This window comes from Mesorhizobium sp. M8A.F.Ca.ET.057.01.1.1, from assembly GCF_003952565.1.
Classification (GTDB): Bacteria; Pseudomonadota; Alphaproteobacteria; order Rhizobiales; family Rhizobiaceae; genus Mesorhizobium.
The window spans coordinates 1,149,835-1,172,247 of sequence record NZ_CP034454.1 but is presented as its reverse complement, the minus strand read 5'-3'; the positions used below and the strand labels follow the sequence as shown (position 1 = coordinate 1,172,247).

The following is a 22,413-nucleotide window of genomic DNA, read 5'->3' as shown; positions in this document are numbered from 1 at the left end:
GCGGTCTGGCATCGAACGGCCTGGCGGGGTAGCTTCCCGTGCATTCAGCAGGAGGCACTTTCTTGATCGTCGTTGTCGGCTCTATCAACCTTGACCTTATCGCCAACGTCGAACGCTTGCCGAGCCCCGGCGAGACGGTGAGCGGTTCCAGTTTCTCGACGGCGCCTGGCGGCAAAGGGGCCAACCAGGCGCTGGCTGCCGCGCGTGCCGGCGCTCAGGTGCGCATGGTCGGCGCCGTCGGCAAGGACAATTTCGCACCCGAAGCACTGGCGTTGCTGCGCGAGGCCAAGGTCGACCTGTCGGGCGTGGGAGAAACCTTTGCCTCGACCGGCACGGCGCTGATCATGGTCGGCGATGACGGCGAGAACATCATCGCCGTGGTGCCCGGCGCCAATGCTTCCGTGGTGCCCGGCGACCTCTCCAAGGCTTTTCTGAAAAAGGGCGACGTCGTGCTGCTGCAGCATGAGATTCCGCTCGCGACGATCGACGCGGCACTCGACCACGCAAGGACGGCCGGCGCGGTCACTGTCCTCAACACCGCTCCTTTTCATGGCGAGGCAGCCGCCTTCCTCGGCAGGGCCGACTACGCGGTCGCCAATGAGACCGAGTTCGACCTCTATGGTGAAGCGCTGGCTTTGAAGGGTCGCGATCGTGCGGCACGCATGCGCGACTTTGCCGGGAAAACCGGACGCACCATCGTCGTCACGCTCGGCGGCGATGGCGTGATGGCGGCGACACCGAGCGATTTCCTGACTGTTCCCGCGCTGAAGATCACGCCGGTCGACACGGTCGGGGCCGGCGACACGTTCTGCGGCTATTTCGCCGCCGGCCTGTCGTCGGGCCTCACGCTCGAACAGGCACTTGCGCGTGCCGGTGCCGCCGGTTCGCTTGCTTGCCTCAAGCCCGGCGCCCAGCCGGCGATCCCGTTGGCGAAAGACGTCGACCAGGCCTTGCAAGAGGCCAGTTGAGATGATGCGCCCCCGCACGAAGCATGCCGTACCCGCGGCCAGCGACATCTGCCGCCTGTCGGCTGTCGAACTCGCCGACGCGATCCGCCGAAAGAAACTCTCCGTGCGCGAGGTGGTGACGGCGTTCCTCGATCGCATCGATGCGGTCAACCCACTGGTCAACGCTATCGTCTCGCTGCGCGACCGCGCCGATATCCTGCGCGAGGCCGACGCCGCCGATGCCAGGCGGGCGGATGGAACCGGCTCCCTCTTTGGCCTGCCGATCGCCATCAAGGACCTTGCCTCCACAACGGGCCTCAGAACCTCGTTCGGGTCGCCGATCTTCGCCGATTTCGTGCCGCAAGAAGACGATTTCTTCGTCGAACGCATCCGCGACGCCGGCGCCATCATCATCGGCAAGACCAATGTTCCCGAATTCGGGCTCGGCTCCAACACCTACAACAACGTTTTCGGGCCAACGCTGAACGCCTTCGATCCGGCGCTCACCGCCGGCGGCTCGAGCGGCGGCGCGGCGGTGGCGCTGGCGCTGGACATGGTGCCGGTCGCCGATGGCAGCGATTTCGGCGGTTCGCTGCGCAACCCAGCCGCCTGGAACAATGTCTACGGCTTTCGGCCATCGCAGGGGCTCGTGCCCGGTGGTCCCGACTTCGAGGTTTTCCACGCGCAGATGGGCGTCGAGGGGCCGATGGGCCGCAACGTCGCCGACATGGCGCTGTTGCTCGACGTGCAGGCCGGTTACCATCCGCAAGCGCCTCTCTCCTATGAAAAACCGGGATCCTTCCTCGACGGGCTCTCGCCATCGGCGACCGGCGGCCGCGTCGCCTGGCTCGGCGATCTCGGCGGCCATCTGCCGGTCGAGCCCGGCATCCTCGACCTGTGCGAGGCAGCGCTGGCACGGTTCAAGGATGCATCCTTCCGGAGCGAACCCTTGCGTCCGGATTTCGATTTCGAGGCACTCTGGCAGGCCTTCGTGACGCTGCGCCAGGCCAGCAGTGGCTGCGCGCTGAAAGTGCACTATGACGATCCCGCCAGGCGCAGGCTGCTGAAGCCGGAAGCCGTCTGGGAAGTGGAGAACGCCCTGCGGCTGACGGCGCCGCAGATTCGCGCCGCCTCGGTCATGCGCACCTCTTGGCACCGGATGCTGCTGTCGATCTTCGAACGCTTCGACCTCATCGCGCTGCCGACCGCGCAGGTCTTTCCCTTCGAAGTCGGCACCCATTGGCCCCGCGAGGTCGCCGGGCGGGCAATGGACAGCTATCATCGCTGGATGCAGGTTTCAGCCTTCGCCACCTTGGGCGGTTGCCCGGCGGTCAATGTCCCGGTCGGCTTCGACGACAGGGGCCGGCCCATGGGCATGCAGCTGATCGGCCGGCCACGCGGCGACCTGGCCGTGTTGAAGGCCGCGGCCGCCTATGAAACGACGCTTCCTTGGCCGGCAGGCGCCTGAGCCACGCGCGACGCGCCAGCTTGCTTCGCCCTCGCCGTCATGCATTGATTGTCGCCTGACAGGCCGCGACAGCGGCATTGCGAGGAAAATCATGTCGCTGGAACTCTACGCCGCCTATGTTCTTGCTTGCATCGTCATCATCCTGGTGCCTGGGCCGACGGTCACGCTGATCATCGCCAACAGCATCCGCCATGGTTCCCGTGCCGGCCTCGCCAACGTCGCCGGCACGCAGGCCGGCCTTGCCGTCATGATCGCCATCGTCGGCATCGGCCTCAACACGCTGATCGCGGGAATGGGCCACTGGTTCGAATGGGTCAGGCTGATCGGTGCGGCCTATCTGATCTGGATGGGCGTGCAGATGTTCCGCTCAAGGGGCACGCTGAACGCCGACGGAACCGCCCGGAAACCACGCGGTGGCTTCTTCCTGCAGGGCTTGGCTGTGGCGCTCAGCAATCCAAAGACGCTGATCTTCTTCGGCGCCTTCTTCCCGCAATTCATCTCTCCCACCGGCAACTACCCGCTGCAGATCGTCATCATGGGCCTCACCGCCATGATCTTCGCCGCCATGTCGGACTCGACCTATGCGCTCGCCGCCGGCCGCGCCGGGCGCATGCTCTCGGCCAGCCGCATCAAACTTTTGTCGCGGATCAGCGGCAGCTTCATGGTCGGCGGCGGCCTGTGGCTGGCGTTTTCAAGGTCGAAGTAACGGCAGCCGAGGCCGGCGCCGCGTTGAAGCTGCTCCGGCGGCTGATGAAAATCTACCTTCCAGCTACCACATGAATCGACGTTGAGGGATTCATGCGTTCACCGTCGACTTATGAGGGTTTGAAGAGGAACGCGCCTAGCGTGGTCTTCTTCGCCGGTTTTTTTGCGATAATGTTCATATTGGCCCAGAGTAATTGGGAGAATGACGCAACGCCGATTCGATCAATTGACCCGATCAACGCTACCATCGAAGGCGTCTACTGGCACATGACCAGCACGTCTCAATATGGATTGTTCCTAGAGACCAATGCTCTGGTTTTCGTTGACGACGATCGACCCCGCCTGATTGGCTCCCATGTCAAAATTGAGCGCGTTACCCGCGACAACGGCTCCGTCTTCTACCGGTTTGCCGATTGAGAGGCTGTTCATCGTGTGCCGACACGCCATGAACTACAAGGTCAGACTGCTCAGTCACCGAGTATGGGGCTCTAAAGCCGCCCCAATCTCTCCACCAGCAGCGCGAAAAACCCATCATGGTCGATGTCGCGCATGACCATGGCGTTCTTTTCCCGCTTGGTGACGCCCCACCAGTCGACCACGGTCATGCCCATGGTCAGTTCCGAGGCGGTCTCCACGCTGACGTTGCAGTGGCGCCCCTTGAACAGCTCCGGCTTCAAGAGATAGGCGATGACGCAGGGGTCGTGCAGCGGCCCGCCGTCCGTGCCGTATTTGCCCTCGTCGTAGCGTTCGAAGAATTCCAGCATCTCGGCGGTCGCGGTGCCGACCTTGGTGCCCAGCGCGCGAAATGCCTGTATGCGCTTGGTGGTGGTCAGCGCCTTGTGGGTGACGTCGAGCGGCATCATCACGATCGGGATGCCGGACTTGAACACCAGGTCGGCGGCCTGTGGATCGACATAGATGTTGAATTCGGCCGCGGGCGTAACGTTGCCGCCCTCGAAGAAGCCGCCGCCCATCAGCACGATTTCCTTGAAGCGCGGTGCAATGCGCGGTTCGCGGATCAATGCCAGCGCTATGTTGGTGAGCGGCCCGAGCGGGCAAAGCGTGATGGTGCCGCTCTCTTCCTGCATCAGCGTCTCGACGATGAAATCGACGGCATACTGCGCCTGCAGCGTCATCGTCGGTTCGGGCAGTTGCGGCCCGTTGAGGCCAGTCTTGCCATGCACTTCCTCGGCGGTGACCAGTTCGCGCGCCAACGGACGGATGGCGCCGGCATAGACCTTGACGTCCGGCCGGCCGGCCAGTTCGCAGATCTTGCGGGCGTTCTTTTCGGTCAGTTTCAGCGGCACGTTGCCGGCAACGGCGGTAATGCCGACGATGTCCAGTTCGCTACTGCCGAGCGCCAGCAGAATGGCGACGGCATCATCCTGGCCGGGGTCGGTGTCGATGATGATCTTGCGTGGTTGAGGCATTTCAATTCCTTGTTTGGCTGGCCATCAGCTCACCGGGTCGATCATGCGCCTGAAAGACGCCGACCGGCTGCAAGCTGCCGAACCGCTTGACGGGGAACGGTCCCGGCCTGCGCGCTTCTCGTTGCATCCGCGCGTCGTTTCAAGCGCCATGGCGATTATTCCTGTGAGTCCACGACCTGGTCTTTTGGGCGGGTCTTTTGGTGGCTTGAACTTGGCCGTGGGGCGGACCATATCAAGACCATCGGGAAAAATGCCATCCGGGTTTTTCCAGTTTATGTCGCTCTTGAGAGGACAGTGTAACATGAGCCGAATGACGCCTTTCTCCAGCCCGCTTCTCCTGGGTTTCGACGCCATGGAAAAGACGCTGGAGCGTCTGGCGAAGTCCGGCGACAGCTACCCTCCCTACAATATCGAGCGCCTCAGCGGTGCCGACGGCAAGGCCGAAAGGCTGCGCATTACACTCGCCGTCGCCGGTTTCGCCGAAAGCGATCTCGATGTGACTACGGAGGAAAACCAGTTGGTCGTGCGCGGCCGTCAAACCGACGACACCGAGCGCGAATTCCTTCATCGCGGCATTGCCGCGCGCCAGTTCCAGCGCTGTTTCGTGCTGGCCGACGGCATGCGCGTGATCGCGGCGGAACTGAAGAACGGCCTTTTGTCGATCGACCTCGATCGGCCGGAGTCCGAACGGCTGGTACGGAAAATAAATATATCGGTGAAAGACTGATCTTCACTGATGGCTCTCATGCGGGATGGCCTTGAGCGGCGTCCTCGCGCCAAGGAGGCTTGAAATGACCAGAACTGACGAAACCATCACCATGACCAGCGGCGAGTTCGCCCATCTCGGCGAAGGCTCGGTCGCCTATCTGCGCAAGGTCTCGAGCGACGAACTGCTCGGTCGCTTCCCCAACATCGGTGAAATCGCGCCCGGCATGGAGCTGTGGGCCCTGTTTGGCGCCAACGGCCAGCCGATCCTGCTTTCCGATGCGCGTGACCGTGCCCTGGCCGGCGCCATGGAAAACGACCTGACCACCGTCGCCATTCATTAAGGCGGGGCGGAAACGAAAGGGCCGCTCACGGCGGCCCTTGGGGTGATTATCTTAAAGAAGAAGGCTTCAGGCCGCGTGCGAGGCCTGTGTGTCCGACAAAAGCGCGTGGATCGCCGTGGCATCACGCGTTCCCCTGATCTTGGCCACAGTGTCGGCGTCGCGCAGCACGCGCGCGATGCGGGACAGCGCCTTGAGATGATCGGCCCCCGCCCCTTCAGGCGCCAGCAGCAGAAACACCAGATCGACCGGTTGGTCATCCAGCGATTCGAAATCGACCGGCGTTTCCAGCCGGGCGAAAACGCCGGCGATGCGCTTCACGCCGGCGAGCTTGCCGTGCGGGATGGCGATGCCGTTGCCGACGCCGGTCGAACCCAGGCGCTCACGCTGCAGGATGGTGTCGAACACCTCCCGTTCCGGAATGCCCGAAATCGCCGCCGCCCGCTCGGACAGCAGTTGCAGAAGCTGCTTCTTGGAGTTCGCCTTCAACGCCGGCAAAATCGCCGGAACGCTGATAAGATCGCTCAGATCCATGCTTGAAAATCCTTGTTCGCCTGCCGCGCCAGTCCCCACTCCTCGTGCGGCTGGCTTTTATCCCTGTGCGACTTTGGTCGTGGACGGATCGATCCAGCCGATGTTTCCGTCGGGCCGGCGATAGACGATGTTGAGATGGTCGGTTCCGGCATTGCGGAAAACAACCACCGGACTGTCCTTGGTATCGAGCTCGATGACGGCCGAGGCCACCGACATGGTCTTCAGCGTCATGGTTGATTCGGCGACGATGGCCGGTGCGAAATCCTCCGGGATTTCCTCATCGTCATCGGCAAGCGGTGCCATCACGGTATAGGCAATGTCGGTCAATTCGCCATTGCCATTGCCCGAATTGTGCGATTTCAGACGGCGCTTGTAGCGCCGAAGCCGGGTCTCCAGCCTGTCGGCGGCGGCCTCGAAGGCCAGCGTCGGATCCTGGGCATCGCCGGTGGCTTGCAGCGAGGCGCCTGAATCCAGCCGGATCATGCAATCCGCCGAATAGCGCGAACCCGATTTGATGACGGTGACGTGTCCCGCGAAGCCGCGATCGAAATATTTGCCGATCGCTTCACCGACACGATCATTGATGCGTGTGCGGAACGCATCGCCGATATCCATGTGCTTTCCCGATATGCGCAGATTCATCTGAAAACTGACCTTCCTTGCTCAGGCTTCAAACTGGCCCGAGTTTATACTCGTGATCCGTGCGCACAAGCTTTGCGGCGTCACTCGCGCCGATTTAAATCCGAACTTTCCGGTTGATCACAAGCCGCCTTCTTGACCGTCCCGGGGTCATGTCGTGACGGACCATCCGCTAGCGGGCATCAAGCCCGTCTCATGCGGGCGGGCTTCTAGCCACTTCACCGTGGCTTGTCAATGAACTCGAAAACTGTGGAAATAGTGAGCGCCTGGAGCTGTCCATCGTTTCACGGAAAGGCCGAACCGCTCCATCTCTTTGTCTTGGCGCAATTCCCAAGGGAAAGCGCCATGCGCTTTTCCCGGGAAAACCGCTTCACACTTTTCCTGGAATTGCTTTAGCGGCCGGCGCTGGCGAGCGCCCGTTTCTCGCGCCGGCGCTGCACCGACGAGGGAATATTCATGCCTTCCCGGTACTTGGCGACCGTACGCCGGGCGATATCGACGCCGCTTTCCCTGAGCATGTCGACGATAGCATCGTCCGACAGCACATCGACGGGCTTCTCCTCGTCGATCATTTGCTTGATCCGATCACGCACTGCTTCGGAGGAATGCGCATCGCCGCCGCCCGATGCCGCGATCGAGGCGGTGAAGAAATAGCGCAGCTCGAACACGCCACGCGGGGTCAGCATGTATTTGTTCGCGGTGACCCGGCTGACCGTCGATTCGTGCATGCCGATGGCGTCGGCCACCGTGCGCAGATTGAGCGGCTTCAGATGGCGTACGCCATGGACGAGGAAGGCGTCCTGCTGGCGCACGATTTCCGAGGCCACTTTGAGGATCGTCTTTGCCCGCTGGTCGAGGCTGCGCGTCAGCCAGTTGGCGTTCTGCAGGCACTCGGCCAGGAAGTCCTTCTCCGCCTGGTTCTTCGCGTGCGGCGACACCTGGGCGAAATAAATATGGTCGACAAGCACGCGCGGCAGCGTTTCGGCATTGAGTTCGACGGTCCAGCTGCCGTCATTGGCCGCCCGCACCTCGACATCGGCGACGATGGCGTCGCTGGCGCCGCCCGAAAACGCCATGCCCGGCCGCGGGTCGAGCGCCCGGATTTCGGCCAGCATGTCGAGCAAATCCTCCTCGTCGACACCGCAGAGCCGCTTCAGGGTCTGGAAATCGCGCCGCGCCAGCAGTTCGAGGTTGGCGACCAGGGCCTTCATGGCCGGATCGAGCCGGTCACGCACGGCAAGCTGCAGGGAAAGGCATTCGGCGAGATCGCGGGCAAACAGGCCGGCCGGTTCGAAGGTCTGGCATACGGCCAGCACCTTGCCCACCGCCACGCCGTCGATGCCAAGCCGCGCGGCGATTTCCGCCAGATCGGCCCTGACATAACCGGTCTCGTCGAGCCCATCGGAAAGTTCTCCGGCGATCAGCCGCGCTACGGGATCGGTGAAGGCAAGTGCGATCTGCTCGCCGACATGGTCGCGCAGCGTGATCGCGCTCGCCGCCATGTCGCCGGCATCGAGCCCCTCGGACGAGGAGCCGCCGCCACTGCCCGAAGCCGATTTCCATTGCGCCGTCAGGTCGGGCCCGAGCCGTTCGCTGCTGCCGGGATCATCGGGAAACAGGTTTTCCAGGGACGTATCGAGCTTTTCCGAGATCGCCTCGGCGCTCCATGCCGTCTCGTTCTCGAACCAGTCGCCGGCGGGGGCGGCTTGCGGCTCTGTCTCTAGTTTCTGCGCCTGATCGCTCGCGGCATCGTCCTGCGGCTCGGCGCGCTCCAGGAGTGGGTTGCGCTCGATCTCCTCGTCGATGAAATGCTCGAGCTCGGCATGGGTGAACTGCAGCAGCCGAATCGACTGCATCAGCTGCGGCGTCATCACCAGCGACTGCGACTGTCGGAGCTGTAGTTTCGCCGCCAACGCCATGGCTCGGTTTCAAACGCCTCCTGAACGCGTCCGGACTTCCGGAATGAATTTCACGGCGGGCATAGAAACTGGCCCGGCTTTTGCTTGTCAAGGCAAAGCCTAGCAAAACCCGCTTACCGGAGCGTTATCCCGCGGCAAAACCGCGAAAAAACAGGCCGCACCGCCCAAAAAATCGTGTCAGGAAACAAATTTCACGCTCAGAGCAATTCCAAGAGCCGGAGAAAAAACAGCTTCCTGGCCGGAATTTCGTAAAAACAGACGCAGCGGAGCGGCGTTTAGGAGAGGGAATTGCTCAGAGCGTAAAACTCTCGCCGAGATAAAGTCGCCGCACGTCGGGATTTGCCACCACTTCGTCGGCGCGGCCATGGGTCAGCACCTGGCCGGCGTGGATGATATAGGCACGGTCGATCAGGCCGAGCGTCTCACGCACATTGTGGTCGGTGATGAGGACACCGATGCCGCGCGCCGTCAGGTGACGCACCAATTGCTGGATGTCGGCGACCGCGATCGGATCGATGCCGGCGAAGGGTTCGTCGAGCAGCATGTAGGCCGGGCGCGTCGCCAGCGCGCGCGCTATTTCCAGGCGCCGCCTTTCGCCGCCCGAGAGCGACATGGACGGCGCCTTGCGCAGATGGCTGATGTGGAATTCCTCGAGCAGTTCGTCGAGGTTGCGCTCGCGGACCTTGCGGTCCTTTTCCACCACTTCGAGCACGGCGCGGATGTTCTGTTCGACATTGAGGCCGCGGAAGATGGAGGCCTCCTGGGGCAGATAGCCGATGCCGAGGCGCGCGCGGCGATACATCGGCATCGAGGTGACGTCGAAGCCGTCGATCTCGATCGTGCCTTCATCCACCGGCACCAGGCCGGTAACCATGTAGAAGCAGGTCGTCTTGCCGGCGCCGTTGGGGCCGAGCAGCCCGACGGCCTCGCCGGCGCGCACACCCAGCGTGACGCCGCTGACGACCTTGCGGCCCTTGTAGCTCTTGGTCAGGCCCTTGGCGATCAAGGTTCCCTTGAACTTCGCCTTGTCGACGGTGACCGTGGCCGGAGCCGAAAGCTTGCCTGCGGCCCGTCCCGGAAGACGCGCCGTCAGCGACGACAGGCTGGCCATCAGGGGTTCGTCGCTCCCGATTTCGACGCATCCGATTTCGGCGGCGGCGTGATCGACATCTGCACGCGCTGCCCAACGCATGGATCGACCTGGGCAAGCCCGCTTTTCATCTGCACGGTAAGCTTGCAGCCGACGAGGACATTGTCGTTTTGCGACAGGACGACCTTTTTGCCCGAAAGCACCAGCACCTGGCTCTTCATGTCGAAACTGCCCTGATCGCCGGTCGCAACCTGCTGATCCGACTTGATGTACACCTTGTCGGAAATTTCCAGATGGTCGATGTTGGCCGAGCCGGTCATCGCCGCGCCCGCGGCTTCCGTGCCCTTGGCCGCGGCATTGGCATCCTTGATGTAATAGACCATCATCTTGCCGGCTTTCATCAGCGTCGGTCCCTGGACGACGGTGACATTGCCGGTGAAGATGGCGACATTCTCGGCTTGACGCACTTCCAGCTTGTCGCTTTCGATCTGGATCGGCTTGTCACCGGCCAGTTTAAGGCCTGACACCTGACTGGCGGCAGAGGACTGCGCCAGCGACGGCGCCAGGCTGAGCAGGAGCAGCGCCGAAGTTGCGGCCGCAAGCCGTGTCGAATTATTGAGCCACATTCGCTTCTTCGCCCTTTGCCTCAGCCGCCTTCAGACTGGCGGCATCAATGTTGACGCGCACCCTATTCTCGAACACCAGGATCTTGCCATTGTCCTGGACCGACAGGGAATTCGCTGTGATCTGCGACCCGCCACGGCTGACATCGACGGGATCGTCCGTCTTCATAGTGCCTTTGCCCATGTCGAGGAAGACCGATTTGAACTTGGCCTGCATGCCGTCGGTCGTGGTGATGGTGACGTCGCTGTCCAGTTTCATCGTATTGCCGTCGCGATCATAGGTGCCACGCGAGGCCTTTACCGCCGCGACATTGTCGGGAGCGATCGGAACCTCGGCGTCGATGCCCTCGAGCTCGATGATGCCTTGCGTGCTCACATCCTGTATCGCCCGCAGCGCCGTCATCGAATAGGGCTGCTTCTGCTTGGTGAAACCATTGAGTTTGGGATTGGCCATCACCAGCTTGCCGTTGGAGAAGGCGGTGCCTTCCGCCTGCACCGCGACGGATACGGGGGCGGCGAGATACGAATAGATCGGGAAGGCGACAGCGATCAGCGCCGCGGCCAAGGGCACGGCGAATTTGAGCACGCGCACGCGGCGTGAATGACGCTGGGCGCGGTCGAAAGCCTCGTCCCGCGTCCAGCCATCCGCCGGGGGAGCCAGCTCCGTCTCCGGGCTGGTCGGTTCATTCGGTCGCGCTAACATGACTGCTTTCTTCTAAAAACCCGCCCCCGGGAGCACCGCCTATAGGTGGGACGCCAGCGTCCTCACGCAAGCACAAGCCGACGAAAACCGCAAAAATGTGACAGCTGCCATTGCACAAACGAAACCCCGGTCAGCGCAACAGCCAGTGCTTCATAGCAGAAATAGTCGCCCTTGCGTCTTTTTTCATCACCGAAGTTCTTCCCACTTACCTTGCGTCCCTCGCACAGGCCAGTCACAAAACAGACAGCACAAGGACCGTCGCGCGCGGATTGCCGCGCCATGTGCGGGATGGAACTGCTTCCCGATGGAGACATCATGGTCTAAAAGCGTGTCTTCCCGCTGACTGTGAGGCTGACGATGGCATTGAGAGCCGACGACCTGATCGACCGCCGCCGCTTGCGGCGCAAGCTGACTTTCTGGCGTGTCGCTGCCTTTGGCATCGTGGCGCTCGGGGTGATTGCGCTGTCGGCTTGGTTCTATGGCGACGATTTCGGCGGCTCCACCGTCGACCACATCGCCAAGGTCAGGATCGAAGGCACCATCACCGAGGACGACGAACTGATCAAGCGGCTGGAGACCATCCGCCAGTCGCCGAAAGTAAAAGGCGTGATCCTAGTGATCGATTCTCCCGGCGGCACCACCGTCGGCGGGGAATCGATCTACGAGGAGGTGCGCAAGCTCGCCGCCGACAAGCCGATCGTGGCCGAGGTCGGCACGCTCGCCGCGTCGGCGGGCTACATGATCGCAAGTGCCGCCGACCATATCGTCGCCCGCAAGACCTCGATCGTCGGCTCGATCGGCGTGCTGATCCAGTATCCTGACGTCAGCGGCCTGATGGACAAGCTCGGCGTCAAGCTGGAGGAAGTGAAATCCTCGCCGCTGAAAGCCTCACCCTCGCCCTTCAAGCCGACCAATGACGACGAACGCGCAATGGTCCGCAAGCTCATCCTCGACAGCTACGACTGGTTCGTCGGCATCGTCGCGGAACGCCGCAAGATGACGCGCGAACAAGCACTGGCGCTCGCCGACGGTTCGATCTTCACCGGCCGCCAGGGTGTTGCCAATGGGTTGATCGACGCCGTCGGCGGCGAGTCCGTGGCCATCGACTGGCTGGCGACCAAGGGTGTCGATGCCAAGCTCAAGGTGGTCGAGTGGAAGGACACGGAGCGGCGCGGCGGCTTCTTGTTCTCGAAGGCGATGGCACGCACGATCGCCGGCGCGCTCGGCTTGCCGGATTCCGGCGGAGACGTCATCCATGAACTTGGCGCCGACCGCTTGTTTCTTGACGGTCTCGTTTCCGTCTGGCACCCTTGAGACGCGTTGGGACAGCTGAAAAAGCAAATAAAATCATCCTGATAATTTTGGCCTAACTGCTTTCACGGGGACCCGTCTGATGATCAAGTCCGAGCTTGTGCAGATTATTGCCACGCGCAATCCGCATCTTTTCCTGCGCGACGTCGAAAACATCGTCGGCGCGATCTTCGATGAAATCACCGACGCGCTTGCCGAGGGCAACCGGGTCGAATTGCGCGGCTTCGGCGCTTTTTCGGTGAAGAACCGACCCGCCCGCACCGGCCGCAACCCGCGTACCGGCGAATCCGTCGAGGTCGAGGAGAAATGGGTGCCGTTCTTCAAGACCGGCAAGGAACTGCGTGAAAGGCTGAACGGCGGCAAGTAGCCGGACTGCCTTGTCCGGCCGCTTGCAACGGAAAACATTATGCTCAATCGCTTCATGCTCATCGTGGTCTTCGTACCCCTGGCGATCATCCTGATCGCTTTGGCCGTTGCCAACCGCGAACTCGTCGCCTTCACGCTGGACCCGTTCAATCCCGGCAATCCCAAGCTGACGCTGACCTTGCCGCTGTTCATCTTCCTGTTCCTGGCGCTCGCCATCGGCATGATCGTCGGCAGCCTGGCAACCTGGATCAAGCAGGGCCGCTACCGCAAGCTGGCGCGCCAGCGCGGCGCCGAGGCGGAAAACCTGCGCCAGGCGGTCAGCCGCGCGCCCTCAGTGCCGCAAGGGCCGGTTCAAGGATCAGCCCAAGGACCGGTATTGCCGAAGCCGACCACTTGAACCGCAGGCCGGCGCATTTCTTTTCACGGAGCTTTTCATGCTGACCATTTCGGCCGCGGAGGTCGATCGTGCGCTGACCTTTCCTGGACTGGTCGAGACGCTGCGCACGGCTTTTCGCGAGGGCGCGGTGCAGCCGGTCAGGCATCATCACGCGGTCGAAAGGCCTGATGGCGCGGCGTCGACGCTGCTTCTGATGCCGGCCTGGACTGATTTTCACGCCGCGGGCGGTTCGGCCGGCGGCCATATCGGCGTCAAGATCGTCACCGTCTCGCCCGACAACAACGCCATCGGCAAGCCCGCCGTGATGGGGCTCTATCTCCTGCTCGACGGCAGCACCGGCGAACCGGAAGCCCTGATCGACGGCCAGCGGCTGACGCAGTGGCGCACGGCCTGCGCCTCGGCGCTCGCGGCGTCCTATCTCGCCCGCGACGATGCCTCCCGGCTGCTCGTGGTCGGCGCCGGCGCGCTGTCACCCTTCCTCGCCAAGGCGCACAGCGCCGTGCGGCCAATCAAGACCATCCGCATCTGGAACCGTACCCCAGCCAACGCCGAGAAAGTCGCGGCCGATCTGTGCGCCGAGGGCTTCGCGGCCATCGCCGCGACCGATCTGGATGCCGAGCTTGGCCAGGCCGACATCGTCTCCTCGGCGACAATCACCGCCACGCCGCTGGTCAAGGGTGCGCTGCTGCGGCCGGGAACCCATGTCGATCTGGTTGGCGGCTTCACCCCGACGATGCGCGAAAGCGACGACGACGCGATCATGCGCGCCCGCGTCTATGTCGACACCCACGCCGGCGCCACCAAGGAGGCCGGCGACATCGTCCAGCCACTGGCCTCCGGCGTGCTGAAGCCGGAAGCCATCGTCGCCGACCTGCACGAACTGGCGCGCGGCCAGAAGCAAGGCCGCGGCAGCCCCGACGAGATTACGCTGTTCAAGTCGGTCGGCGCGGCACTTGAGGACCTGGCAGCCGGCATCGCCGTCTACAAGGCACTCAGGGGCTAGTCGAAGCCAGTTTGGCGCCCATTGCCCCTGCGATCAGGGCGAAATCGGCCGCGCTGATTGCAAACACGCCAAAGCGCAGCTGGTAACCCCAGTTCGATTTGCCTGCGGTGAATTCCAGCCTCTCAAGCAATGGCTTGATCGGCGTTTCCCCGGCCTGCGCCCAGTCGACATCGCGGCGGAACGGCGTGAAGCCGCCGCCCATCTCGCCTTGATAGGGTTCTCCTTCCCGCACCGTGCCGATCGCCGTGAACGCCTGCAGACCGTCTTTCTCCCCCAAAACGGTGGTTGGCGAATAATAGACGATGCCGTCGTCGGGCCTGATGCGGCGCAGCGGTGCTGCCTTGCCGTGGTTGACCTGCATGAAGCCGCCCTGCCGGCCGCGCCGGACATGCTGGGCCGACGCCACCGCGATCCAGCAGGCGTTCATGCCTGTCCTCCCGCGTTCAGCCAGTAAACACGCAAACGGTGATTGTCGGGATCGAGCGCAACGAAAGTGCGGCCGAAATCCATGTCGGTCGGCGCCTGCAATATCTTCAGGCCGCGCCCGGCCCATTCGGCATGAGTGGCATCGACCGCGTCGGGTGTCTCCAGGGCAAAGACGATCTCGGCGCCGCCGCCCACGGCAGTCGCGGCCGGCTCGACCGTATGACGCGACCACAGCCCGAGCTTGAAGCCCGCATCGAGCACGAACAGCACGAAGGTCGGTGCGCTTTCGACCGGCTCGCGTCCCAGCAGCGCGCTGTAGAAGGCGCCGCTCTCGAGCGGCTGATCGACATAGAGGATGACAAAGTTCGGGGTGGTCATGTCTGTTCTCCAAGGGCGGTGTTTCGATTTGGAGACCTTAGAACAGGCTACTGTCAGATTCTGGCAGTAGCCACTAAGAGCCGCGAGGCCTGTCGAACGTCGCCCGCCATTCCTTGAGCATCGCCTGGCGCCGACGTGGATAGCGTGTGTCGATCGGCTTCAGCTCCGCGATGCGGTCCGTGCGAAAATGCCGGAAATCCTGCCGCGTCTCGCACCACGCCACCACGACCCGCACCTTGTCGAAGAAGCCAAGCGCAAACGGCCAGACGACACGTTGCGAGGAGGCGCCGCCAGCGTCGCGGTAGTGGAAAGCGAGCTTGCGTTCGTTGCGGATGGCCTGCCGCACAAGGCCGAGATCAATGCCCTCGATGACCTCCGCCGGCGGCCCGACCAGCAGCGTCGAGGCATCGAGATCCTCACGCAAATCGTCCGGCAGCACGGCCGCGATCTTGGCCAGCGCATTGGCGGCAGCAGCCGAAAGACGCTGGTCCGGCTGCTTGGCGACCCAGCGCGAACCAAGCACGATGGCTTCGATCTCCTCATCGCTGAACATCAGCGGCGGCAGCATGAAGCCGGGCTTGAGCACATAGCCAAGTCCCGCCTCGCCCTCGATCGGTGCGCCTTGCCCCTGCAACGTTACGATGTCGCGGTAGAGCGTGCGGATCGAAATCCCGAGTTCATCGGCCAATGCTTGCCCGCTCACCGGCCGGCGGTGCCGGCGCAGCGACTGAATGAGGTCAAGCAGGCGTTCGGAACGGGACATTGGCGGCAATCCGGAAAGGGCCAACGATAGGGCCGGAGCGCAGGCGACCACAAGCTGGGGAACAGCCGTGGCCCGGAAGCGTTCAGTCACCATGCAGATATATGGTTTCCTGCTGTTCTGGTCCGCCTTGACCGCCCTGGTCGGCGCGCTCAGCCTCGGACCGTCCTTCGCCCATGTCCTGGAATCGCTGCCGCGGCTTTCGCATTGGCCGCCGGTCCTCTGGCGCGAGACCACGGTTTTCAACGGTCAGTTCCTGCTCTTTGCCGTCATCGGCGCACCGCTGGATATCGCGGCGATCGCCTGTCCGGCATTATTGGCATGGCTGATCCATGAGGATCGCCGGGCATTCTGGTTCGCATTTTCCGCCGCCCTGCTCTATGCACTGTCGCTGATATTCTGGATCGTACTCGTCAAGCCGGCCAACGATGTCCTTGCCACCTGGGTGCCAGGCCCGATTCCCGATGATTTCGAAGCCATCCGCCTGCGTTGGGAGACCGGCCATATGGTTGTCACGGCCTTCAAGGCCGCAGGCTTCGTCTCACTGATCCTGGCCCTGCTTACGATCAGGCGCTGAGCTTTCCGGCAAGGCAATGTCGCGCGCGTTTGTTGCGCCAATGGGCGTAGCTGTGGCAGAAGCGGGCCAGACCGCCGGAGACGATGCTTCTTGAAATCCTTCCGCGACAAACGCCGCGACGATCGCTCGCGCCAGCCGGCGAAGAGTGGGGCCGCGCAATCGCGCACGCCAGAGAACCGCGCGGCCGTGCGGCCTGATTCCCGGCCGCGTGAGCAGCAGGCCGCCAGGGCCGAGGATCGGACCGAGCCGAAGCCGGCGGCGCGCATCATCGCTCGCCGCGACGGCGCCCTGCCCGCCGAGCAACTCCCGGTAATCCTGGAAGTCGCTCCCAACGCCGATTATGCGTTGCTCGACAGCGGCGCGGGACAAAAACTCGAACAATACGGCCCCTATCGCATCGTGCGGCCCGAGGGCCAGGCGATCTGGCAGAAGGCTCTGCCGGCAAGGGACTGGGGGCGCGCCGACGCCATCTTCACCGGCGACACCGACGAGGAAGGCATCGGCCGCTGGCGCTTCCCCAAGACGCCGCTCGGCGAAACCTGGCCGATGAAGCATGACGGCATCGACTACGTCGGCCGTTTTACCTCGTTTCGCCATGTCGGCGTCTTTCCCGAGCAGGCCTCGCACTGGGACCATATGGCGGGCCTGATCGCGGCGGCCAGGCGGCCGGTCAAGGTGCTCAACCTGTTCGGTTATACCGGCCTTGCCTCGCTGGTGGCGGCGCGCGCGGGCGCCGAGGTCACCCATGTCGACGCCTCCAAGAAGGCGATCGGCTGGGCGCGCGAAAACCAGGAGATGGCCGGCCTTGGCGCCAAGCCGATCCGCTGGATCGTCGATGACGCGGTGAAGTTCGCCGAGCGCGAGGAACGTCGCGGCAGCCGCTACGACATCATCCTGTTCGATCCGCCGGCCTATGGCCGCGGCCCCAAAGGCGAGGTCTGGCAATTGTTCGAGGACCTGCCTGATCTGACGGACCTCTGTCGCTCGATCCTGACCCCAAAACCGCTCGCCGTGGTGCTGACCGCCTATTCGATCCGTGCCTCCTTCTTCGCCATCCACGCTCTGATGCGCGACACCTTCGCCGGCATGGGCGGCAAGGTTGAATCGGGTGAGTTGATCATCCGTGAAAAGTCCGCCGGCCGGGCGCTTTCGACTTCACTGTTTTCGCGCTGGGTGGCCTGACATGAACGAACGGCACGCCGGCGCACCCGGCCAGGTGAAGGAAGTCACCAGTCTTGCCAATCCGCTGGTCAAGGACATCAAGGCACTCGCCTTGAAGAAATTCCGCGACCAGCAGAACGCCTTCATGGCCGAAGGGCTGAAGCTGGTCATCGATGCGCTCGACCTGGGCTGGCAGATCAGGACGCTTGTTTTCGCCAAGGCCGGACGCGGCAACGCCGCCGTGGAAAAGGTCGCGGCGCGCACGGTTGCCGCCGGCGGCACCGTGCTCGAAGTATCGGAAAAAGTGCTTGTCGCCATCACCCGCCGCGACAATCCGCAAATGGTGGTCGGCGTCTTCTCGCAGAAATTCCTGGCCCTCAAGGACATCCGTGCCGACAATGGCGATGTCTGGGTCGCACTCGACCGGGTGCGCGATCCCGGCAATCTCGGCACCGTCATCCGCACCGTCGATGCCGTCGGCGCCAAGGGCGTCATCCTGGTCGGCGACACCACCGATCCGTTTTCGGTGGAGACGGTGCGCGCCACCATGGGTTCCATTTTCGCCGTGCCAGTGGCGAAGGCAACGACCGAGGTATTCCTCACCTGGCGCGGCGGCTTTTCAGGTCTCGTCGCCGGCACCCATCTGAAAGGCGCGGTCGACTACCGCTCGGTTGATTTTTCCCGCGGGCCGGTGCTGCTGATGATGGGCAACGAGCAGCAGGGACTGCCCGAAAGCCTGGCGGCGAGCTGCGACAGACTGCTCAGGATCCCGCAGGTAGGCCGTGCCGATTCCCTCAATCTCGCGGTCGCCACCGGCATCATGCTGTTCGAGATCAGGCGCGGCGCGCTGAAACTCGAACCAATCCCGGACCAGCAATGAAGGTTGTCCAATCGTGAAATCATGGTCTCCCTACGCGCTGCTCGTCATCGTGGCCATCGCGCTCGACCAATGGATAAAGACACTGGTCGAGGCCGGCCTGCCCTTCCAGGAGAAGCTTGACCTCCTGCCCTTCCTGGCGCTGTTTCGCACCTACAACACCGGCATCGCCTTCTCGATGTTCTCCTCCTTCGGCGATACCGGCCTCGTGGTCATCGCCGTGCTGGTCGTCGCTTTCGTGCTTTACCTCGCCACGCGCACGCCATCGGGCCATGTCATCGCCCGCATCGGCTTTTCCCTGATCATCGGCGGCGCGCTGGGCAATCTGATCGACCGTGCCGTCTACGGCCATGTCATCGATTACATCCTGTTCCACACGCCGGTCTGGTCCTTCGCAGTCTTCAACCTTGCGGACACCTTCATTTCCGTGGGCGCGGCGCTGGTCGTGTTCGACGAACTCATCGGCTGGCGGCGTGAACCCAAGCCTTCGAACGCCAAGCCTTCCAAAGATTGACCCCGCGCGGCCGTCGCCGCACAGTCAGACGCCAAGCAAGTTCGCGGAGAGAAAGATGACCGAAACCTTCAAAGCCATCCTCGTTTCGCGCGACGCCGAGAAAAAACAGTCGGTCGCCGTGACTGATCTCACCGACGCCGATCTGATGGAGGGCGACGTCACCATCGCGGTCGAGGCGACGACGGTGAACTACAAGGATGGACTGGCCATATCGGGCAAGGCGCCGGTGATCCGCCGATGGCCGCTGGTGCCGGGCATCGACCTTGCCGGCACTGTCATCTCCTCTTCCAATCCCGACTGGCGCAAGGGTGACAAGGTCATCCTGAACGGCTGGGGCGTTGGCGAAACCCATTTCGGCGCTTATGCGGCGCGCGCCCGGGTGAAGGGCGATTGGCTGGTGCCGTTGCCGGAAGGCATGAGCGCGCACGATGCCATGGCGGTCGGCACCGCCGGCTACACGGCCATGCTCTGCGTCATGGCACTGGAGCGGCACGGCATCCTGCCCGATCGCGGCCCTGTCGTGGTGACGGGCGCTGCTGGCGGCGTCGGTTCGGTCGCGGTCTCCATCCTGTCCAGCCTCGGCTACCATGTCGTCGCCTCGACCGGCCGCAATGCCGAAAGCCCTTATCTGATCAACCTTGGCGCCGCCGAAGTGATATCGCGCGACGAGCTCAACCAGCCCGCCAAGCCGCTGGCCAAGGAGCGCTGGGCCGGTGGTATCGATTCGGTCGGCAGCCACACGTTGGCCAACGTGCTGTCGATGACCTCCTATGGCGGGGCGGTCGCGGCCTGCGGTCTCGCCGGTGGCATGGATCTGCCATCGAGCGTCGCCCCCTTCATCCTGCGCGGCGTCTCGCTGCTCGGCATCGATTCAGTGATGGCGCCGAAGGCCGTGCGCCTCGAAGCCTGGCGGCGCATCGGCTCCGATCTCGATGTGGACAAGCTCGCCAGCCTGTCCACGACCATCGGCTTCGACGGCATCATCGGTGCGGCACACGACATCGTCGATGGCAAGATCCGCGGCCGCGTCGTCGTCGACATGTGACCGGACTGAGGGATCGCAGGCCGGACGGAGTTGCCATATCGGCCGGCAAATCGGTCTTCGCCGGACAAAAACCCCCGATCCGCTAAAATTCGAACGATCCCCCGCAATTTTCCATAATGTCTATCTGCAAAGGATTTCGCATGATCGCGGAATCCGACAGCCAACGGGCCGACCCTGGCGACGACATCGTTGCGGCACCGGCGCAAGCGCCGGCAATGGCGCGGCGGTTTATCGCCGCGCCACCGCTGGTGCCCGATCAGCAACCGGCCAAGCGCGAAGGCCTGCCGATCCTGACCTTTGTTGTCATGGTGCTGGCCGGCCTCTCCTACCTGACCGGAGCGCCGGCCTTCATCAGCCTTGCGTTGCTGGCAACCGGCCTTGCCGGCCTGGCCATGCACCTGCACGCCAGGCGCAGCGTACGCCGAAGTACGGTCCTGCTCGACGAAACCACCGCCCGCAACCGCGCCGAGATCGAGACGCTGGCCGACCGCATGTGGGAGATGCAGGAAAGCGAGGAGCGCTTTCGCGGTCTCATCGACGCGCTCGGCGACCTCGTCATCCATCGCGACCGCGACGGTTACATCGTCTATGCCAACAAGGTGTTCGCCGACCTTGTCGAAACCGATCAGCGCGACCTTGCCGGCAAGACGCTGGCCGAACTCGGCATCGAGGTCGGCATCGTTCCCGATGCCGCTTTCTCCGACCATGAGTGCCTGAGTTCCACCGACGTCGCCATCCGCACGCCCACCGGGCCGCGCTGGTTCTCCTGGATCGAGCTGTCTGTGCGCGACAAGGACAGCGACGCCGTCTCGCATCGCGCCATTGCCCGCGACATCACCGCACGCAAGCGCGCCGAATCGTCCATGATCACGGCGCGCGAGCGGGCGGAGTTCGCAAGCCAGGCCAAGTCGCGTTTCCTAGCCACCGTCAGCCATGAGATCCGCACGCCGATGAACGGCATCATGGGCATGGCCAGACTGCTCGCCGACACCAGCCTGTCGCCAGAGCAGCAGACCTATGTCGGCGCCATCTCGACCTCGGCCAGCGCCTTGCTTGCCCTGATCGAGGACCTGCTCGACTATTCCAAGATCGAGGCCGGACGCTTCGATCCCGAACCGCAGCCCATGTCCGTGCGCGAGATCGCCGACAACATCATCGAATTGATGGCCGCGCGCGCCTTCGCCAAGAATATCGGCCTCGGCTGCCATGTCGAACCGGATGTGCCGCAATTGATCACCGCCGATCCGGGCCGGGTCAGGCAGGTGCTGCTCAACCTCATCGGCAACGCCATCAAGTTCACCGACAGCGGCGGCGTACTGGTCAGCGTCGCGCGCGCCCGCACCGAGACCAGCGATCGCATCTGCTTCACCATCGCCGATACCGGTCCCGGCCTGCGCGACGAGGACATGGAGCGCATCTTCGAGGAGTTCGAGCAGGCCGACGGTACCTCGACGCGCACGCATGGCGGTGCCGGACTGGGGCTTGCCATCTCCAAGCGCCTGGTCACCGCCATGGGCGGCACGATTTCGGTATCCAGCCGGCTTGGCCAGGGATCGGAATTCGTTTTCGAGATTCCGGCCATATCGGCCACCGAGCCGCCGCAAGGCCGGCTGAACGCACTTGCCGGCCGACGCGCCGTGATCCTGTCCAAGAACACCGTCGAGGCCGACGCCATCGCCCGCACCATCCGCGCCAATGGCGGCGCGGCCGGCATCGCCACCACCGTGGCGCAGGCAGCATCCTTTGCCGACGGCTGTGACGTGCTTCTGGTCGACGCGGCCCTGGAAGAGAGTGACGGGAAGCTGCTCAAGCGGCTTCGCCAGCATGGGTTTACCGATTGCGAAGCCGTCACGCTGATCGCACCCACCGACCGCGGCATGCTTGGCGAGTTTCGTGCCAGCGGCTACGCGACATTCCTTGCCCGGCCGGTGCGCGGAGGAACACTTTTGCGTGTCCTTTTGAGCAGCCAGACGCCGGTCCTCGCCCCGCCGCGGCCGGAAAAACGCCGCGCACCGGCGCTTCGTGCCTCAGGCGAACGCCAACAGGGCCTGTCCGTGCTGATCGCCGAGGACAACGACATCAATGCCATGCTGGCCCGCGCAACGCTGTTGAAGGCCGGGCATCGCGTCAAGGTGGTCGGCAACGGCAAGGCTGCCGTCGAGGCGGTCACCGGCGCCGGCCACAAGCAGCGCTTCGACGTGGTGCTGATGGATCTGCATATGCCTGTCATGGACGGATTGGACGCCATTGCCGCGATCCGCCGCCACGAGGAGGAAGCCTCCGTACCGCCGGTGCCGATCATGGTGCTGTCGGCCGACAGCCAGGAAAAGACCCGCCATGCGGTGCTCGCCCACGGCGCCAGCGGCTTCGTCACCAAGCCGCTCGACCCCGACGCGCTGGTCAGTGCCGTCGAAGGCCAGGTCGCCGCTTGAGCAGCCTTTTTCCGGTGCATGGCTGACGAAGTCCGCCAAAAAAAGCAGCCCGGTTTCGGGCG

Annotated in this window: 26 protein-coding genes; 16 read left to right on the top strand and 10 right to left on the bottom strand. The window is 63.6% G+C overall.

Annotated elements, in window-relative coordinates; genetic code table 11:
• The first annotated feature begins 62 nt into the window (after positions 1-62).
• The 4 genes from EJ077_RS05165 to EJ077_RS05150 all read left to right on the top strand — a co-directional run bounded on the left by EJ077_RS05165 (position 63) and on the right by EJ077_RS05150 (position 3,537).
• Entirely contained in the window at positions 63-968 is a 906-nt protein-coding gene (locus tag EJ077_RS05165; protein WP_208700140.1) for a ribokinase, read from the top strand.
• Position 969: 1 nt separating this feature from the next.
• Complete coding sequence (locus EJ077_RS05160; RefSeq protein ID WP_208700138.1) at positions 970-2,415, top strand: amidase; 1,446 nt, start codon at positions 970-972, stop codon at positions 2,413-2,415.
• Positions 2,416-2,506: 91 nt separating this feature from the next.
• Positions 2,507-3,121, top strand: a complete 615-nt coding sequence (locus tag EJ077_RS05155; protein ID WP_208700136.1) for a LysE family translocator — start codon at positions 2,507-2,509, stop codon at positions 3,119-3,121.
• Between the two features lie 140 nt (positions 3,122-3,261).
• Entirely contained in the window at positions 3,262-3,537 is a 276-nt protein-coding gene (locus EJ077_RS05150) for a hypothetical protein (protein ID WP_245458638.1), read from the top strand.
• A 71-nt stretch (positions 3,538-3,608) separates the two neighbouring features.
• Here EJ077_RS05150 and EJ077_RS05145 read toward each other — a convergent pair whose 3' ends face one another.
• Positions 3,609-4,550, bottom strand: a complete 942-nt coding sequence (locus tag EJ077_RS05145) for a nucleoside hydrolase (RefSeq protein WP_208700132.1) — start codon at positions 4,548-4,550, stop codon at positions 3,609-3,611.
• Positions 4,551-4,851: 301 nt separating this feature from the next.
• On the opposite strand from EJ077_RS05145, the gene EJ077_RS05140 reads away from it, so the two are divergent.
• The gene (locus tag EJ077_RS05140; RefSeq protein WP_013893014.1) at positions 4,852-5,277 is read left to right on the top strand and encodes an Hsp20 family protein; all 426 of its coding nucleotides are present in this window, start codon (positions 4,852-4,854) and stop codon (positions 5,275-5,277) included.
• A gap of 64 nt (positions 5,278-5,341) precedes the next feature.
• Positions 5,342-5,599 carry a DUF1150 family protein gene (locus EJ077_RS05135; RefSeq protein ID WP_015315721.1) on the top strand — a complete coding sequence of 86 codons (258 nt, stop codon included), beginning with the start codon at positions 5,342-5,344 and terminating at the stop codon, positions 5,597-5,599.
• Positions 5,600-5,665: 66 nt separating this feature from the next.
• On the opposite strand, the gene ptsN is transcribed toward EJ077_RS05135, so the two are convergent.
• The 6 genes from ptsN to lptC all read right to left on the bottom strand — a co-directional run bounded on the left by ptsN (position 5,666) and on the right by lptC (position 11,104).
• Positions 5,666-6,130, bottom strand: coding sequence for a PTS IIA-like nitrogen regulatory protein PtsN (gene ptsN / locus EJ077_RS05130; protein ID WP_010911486.1), 465 nt, complete (start codon positions 6,128-6,130; stop codon positions 5,666-5,668).
• Between the two features lie 57 nt (positions 6,131-6,187).
• Entirely contained in the window at positions 6,188-6,772 is a 585-nt protein-coding gene (gene raiA / locus EJ077_RS05125; protein ID WP_127279801.1) for a ribosome hibernation-promoting factor, HPF/YfiA family, read from the bottom strand.
• A gap of 389 nt (positions 6,773-7,161) precedes the next feature.
• Positions 7,162-8,688 (bottom strand): RNA polymerase factor sigma-54, encoded by a 1,527-nt coding sequence (rpoN, locus tag EJ077_RS05120; RefSeq protein ID WP_208700130.1) that lies wholly within the window; start codon positions 8,686-8,688, stop codon positions 7,162-7,164.
• A gap of 292 nt (positions 8,689-8,980) precedes the next feature.
• Entirely contained in the window at positions 8,981-9,799 is an 819-nt protein-coding gene (lptB, locus tag EJ077_RS05115) for an LPS export ABC transporter ATP-binding protein (RefSeq protein ID WP_208700128.1), read from the bottom strand.
• On the bottom strand, positions 9,799-10,404 hold the full coding sequence (locus EJ077_RS05110) for an LptA/OstA family protein (protein WP_208700126.1): 606 nt from the start codon (positions 10,402-10,404) through the stop codon (positions 9,799-9,801). The genes lptB and EJ077_RS05110 overlap by 1 nt, the downstream gene beginning before the upstream one ends.
• Positions 10,391-11,104, bottom strand: a complete 714-nt coding sequence (gene lptC, locus EJ077_RS05105; RefSeq protein WP_208700124.1) for an LPS export ABC transporter periplasmic protein LptC — start codon at positions 11,102-11,104, stop codon at positions 10,391-10,393. The genes EJ077_RS05110 and lptC overlap by 14 nt, the downstream gene beginning before the upstream one ends.
• Before the next feature lie 357 nt (positions 11,105-11,461).
• Between lptC and sppA the strand changes: the two genes are divergently transcribed.
• The 4 genes from sppA to EJ077_RS05085 all read left to right on the top strand — a co-directional run bounded on the left by sppA (position 11,462) and on the right by EJ077_RS05085 (position 14,181).
• Entirely contained in the window at positions 11,462-12,418 is a 957-nt protein-coding gene (sppA, locus tag EJ077_RS05100) for a signal peptide peptidase SppA (RefSeq protein ID WP_208700122.1), read from the top strand.
• A gap of 79 nt (positions 12,419-12,497) precedes the next feature.
• Positions 12,498-12,782, top strand: a complete 285-nt coding sequence (locus EJ077_RS05095) for an integration host factor subunit beta (protein ID WP_006200394.1) — start codon at positions 12,498-12,500, stop codon at positions 12,780-12,782.
• A gap of 39 nt (positions 12,783-12,821) precedes the next feature.
• Complete coding sequence (locus tag EJ077_RS05090; protein ID WP_208700120.1) at positions 12,822-13,178, top strand: LapA family protein; 357 nt, start codon at positions 12,822-12,824, stop codon at positions 13,176-13,178.
• A gap of 37 nt (positions 13,179-13,215) precedes the next feature.
• Complete coding sequence (locus tag EJ077_RS05085; RefSeq protein ID WP_208700118.1) at positions 13,216-14,181, top strand: ornithine cyclodeaminase family protein; 966 nt, start codon at positions 13,216-13,218, stop codon at positions 14,179-14,181.
• On the opposite strand, the gene EJ077_RS05080 is transcribed toward EJ077_RS05085, so the two are convergent.
• From EJ077_RS05080 to EJ077_RS05070, 3 genes are all read right to left on the bottom strand, one after another.
• Positions 14,171-14,608 carry an EVE domain-containing protein gene (locus EJ077_RS05080; protein ID WP_208700116.1) on the bottom strand — a complete coding sequence of 146 codons (438 nt, stop codon included), beginning with the start codon at positions 14,606-14,608 and terminating at the stop codon, positions 14,171-14,173. The genes EJ077_RS05085 and EJ077_RS05080 overlap by 11 nt on opposite strands.
• Positions 14,605-14,985 carry a VOC family protein gene (locus tag EJ077_RS05075; RefSeq protein WP_208700113.1) on the bottom strand — a complete coding sequence of 127 codons (381 nt, stop codon included), beginning with the start codon at positions 14,983-14,985 and terminating at the stop codon, positions 14,605-14,607. The genes EJ077_RS05080 and EJ077_RS05075 overlap by 4 nt, the downstream gene beginning before the upstream one ends.
• Positions 14,986-15,058: 73 nt before the next feature.
• Positions 15,059-15,748, bottom strand: coding sequence for a helix-turn-helix transcriptional regulator (locus EJ077_RS05070; protein WP_208700111.1), 690 nt, complete (start codon positions 15,746-15,748; stop codon positions 15,059-15,061).
• A 91-nt stretch (positions 15,749-15,839) separates the two neighbouring features.
• On the opposite strand from EJ077_RS05070, the gene EJ077_RS05065 reads away from it, so the two are divergent.
• The 6 genes from EJ077_RS05065 to EJ077_RS05040 all read left to right on the top strand — a co-directional run bounded on the left by EJ077_RS05065 (position 15,840) and on the right by EJ077_RS05040 (position 22,351).
• Positions 15,840-16,322, top strand: a complete 483-nt coding sequence (locus tag EJ077_RS05065; RefSeq protein WP_208700109.1) for a DUF1772 domain-containing protein — start codon at positions 15,840-15,842, stop codon at positions 16,320-16,322.
• A gap of 90 nt (positions 16,323-16,412) precedes the next feature.
• The gene (locus EJ077_RS05060; RefSeq protein WP_208700107.1) at positions 16,413-17,504 is read left to right on the top strand and encodes a class I SAM-dependent rRNA methyltransferase; all 1,092 of its coding nucleotides are present in this window, start codon (positions 16,413-16,415) and stop codon (positions 17,502-17,504) included.
• A gap of 1 nt (position 17,505) precedes the next feature.
• Positions 17,506-18,363 (top strand): TrmH family RNA methyltransferase, encoded by an 858-nt coding sequence (locus EJ077_RS05055; protein ID WP_208700105.1) that lies wholly within the window; start codon positions 17,506-17,508, stop codon positions 18,361-18,363.
• Positions 18,364-18,376: 13 nt separating this feature from the next.
• Positions 18,377-18,874, top strand: coding sequence for a signal peptidase II (gene lspA, locus EJ077_RS05050; protein ID WP_208700103.1), 498 nt, complete (start codon positions 18,377-18,379; stop codon positions 18,872-18,874).
• A gap of 55 nt (positions 18,875-18,929) precedes the next feature.
• The gene (locus tag EJ077_RS05045) at positions 18,930-19,919 is read left to right on the top strand and encodes an MDR family oxidoreductase (protein WP_208700101.1); all 990 of its coding nucleotides are present in this window, start codon (positions 18,930-18,932) and stop codon (positions 19,917-19,919) included.
• Between the two features lie 140 nt (positions 19,920-20,059).
• On the top strand, positions 20,060-22,351 hold the full coding sequence (locus EJ077_RS05040) for a PAS domain-containing hybrid sensor histidine kinase/response regulator (protein ID WP_208700099.1): 2,292 nt from the start codon (positions 20,060-20,062) through the stop codon (positions 22,349-22,351).
• The last annotated feature ends 62 nt before the right edge of the window (positions 22,352-22,413 follow it).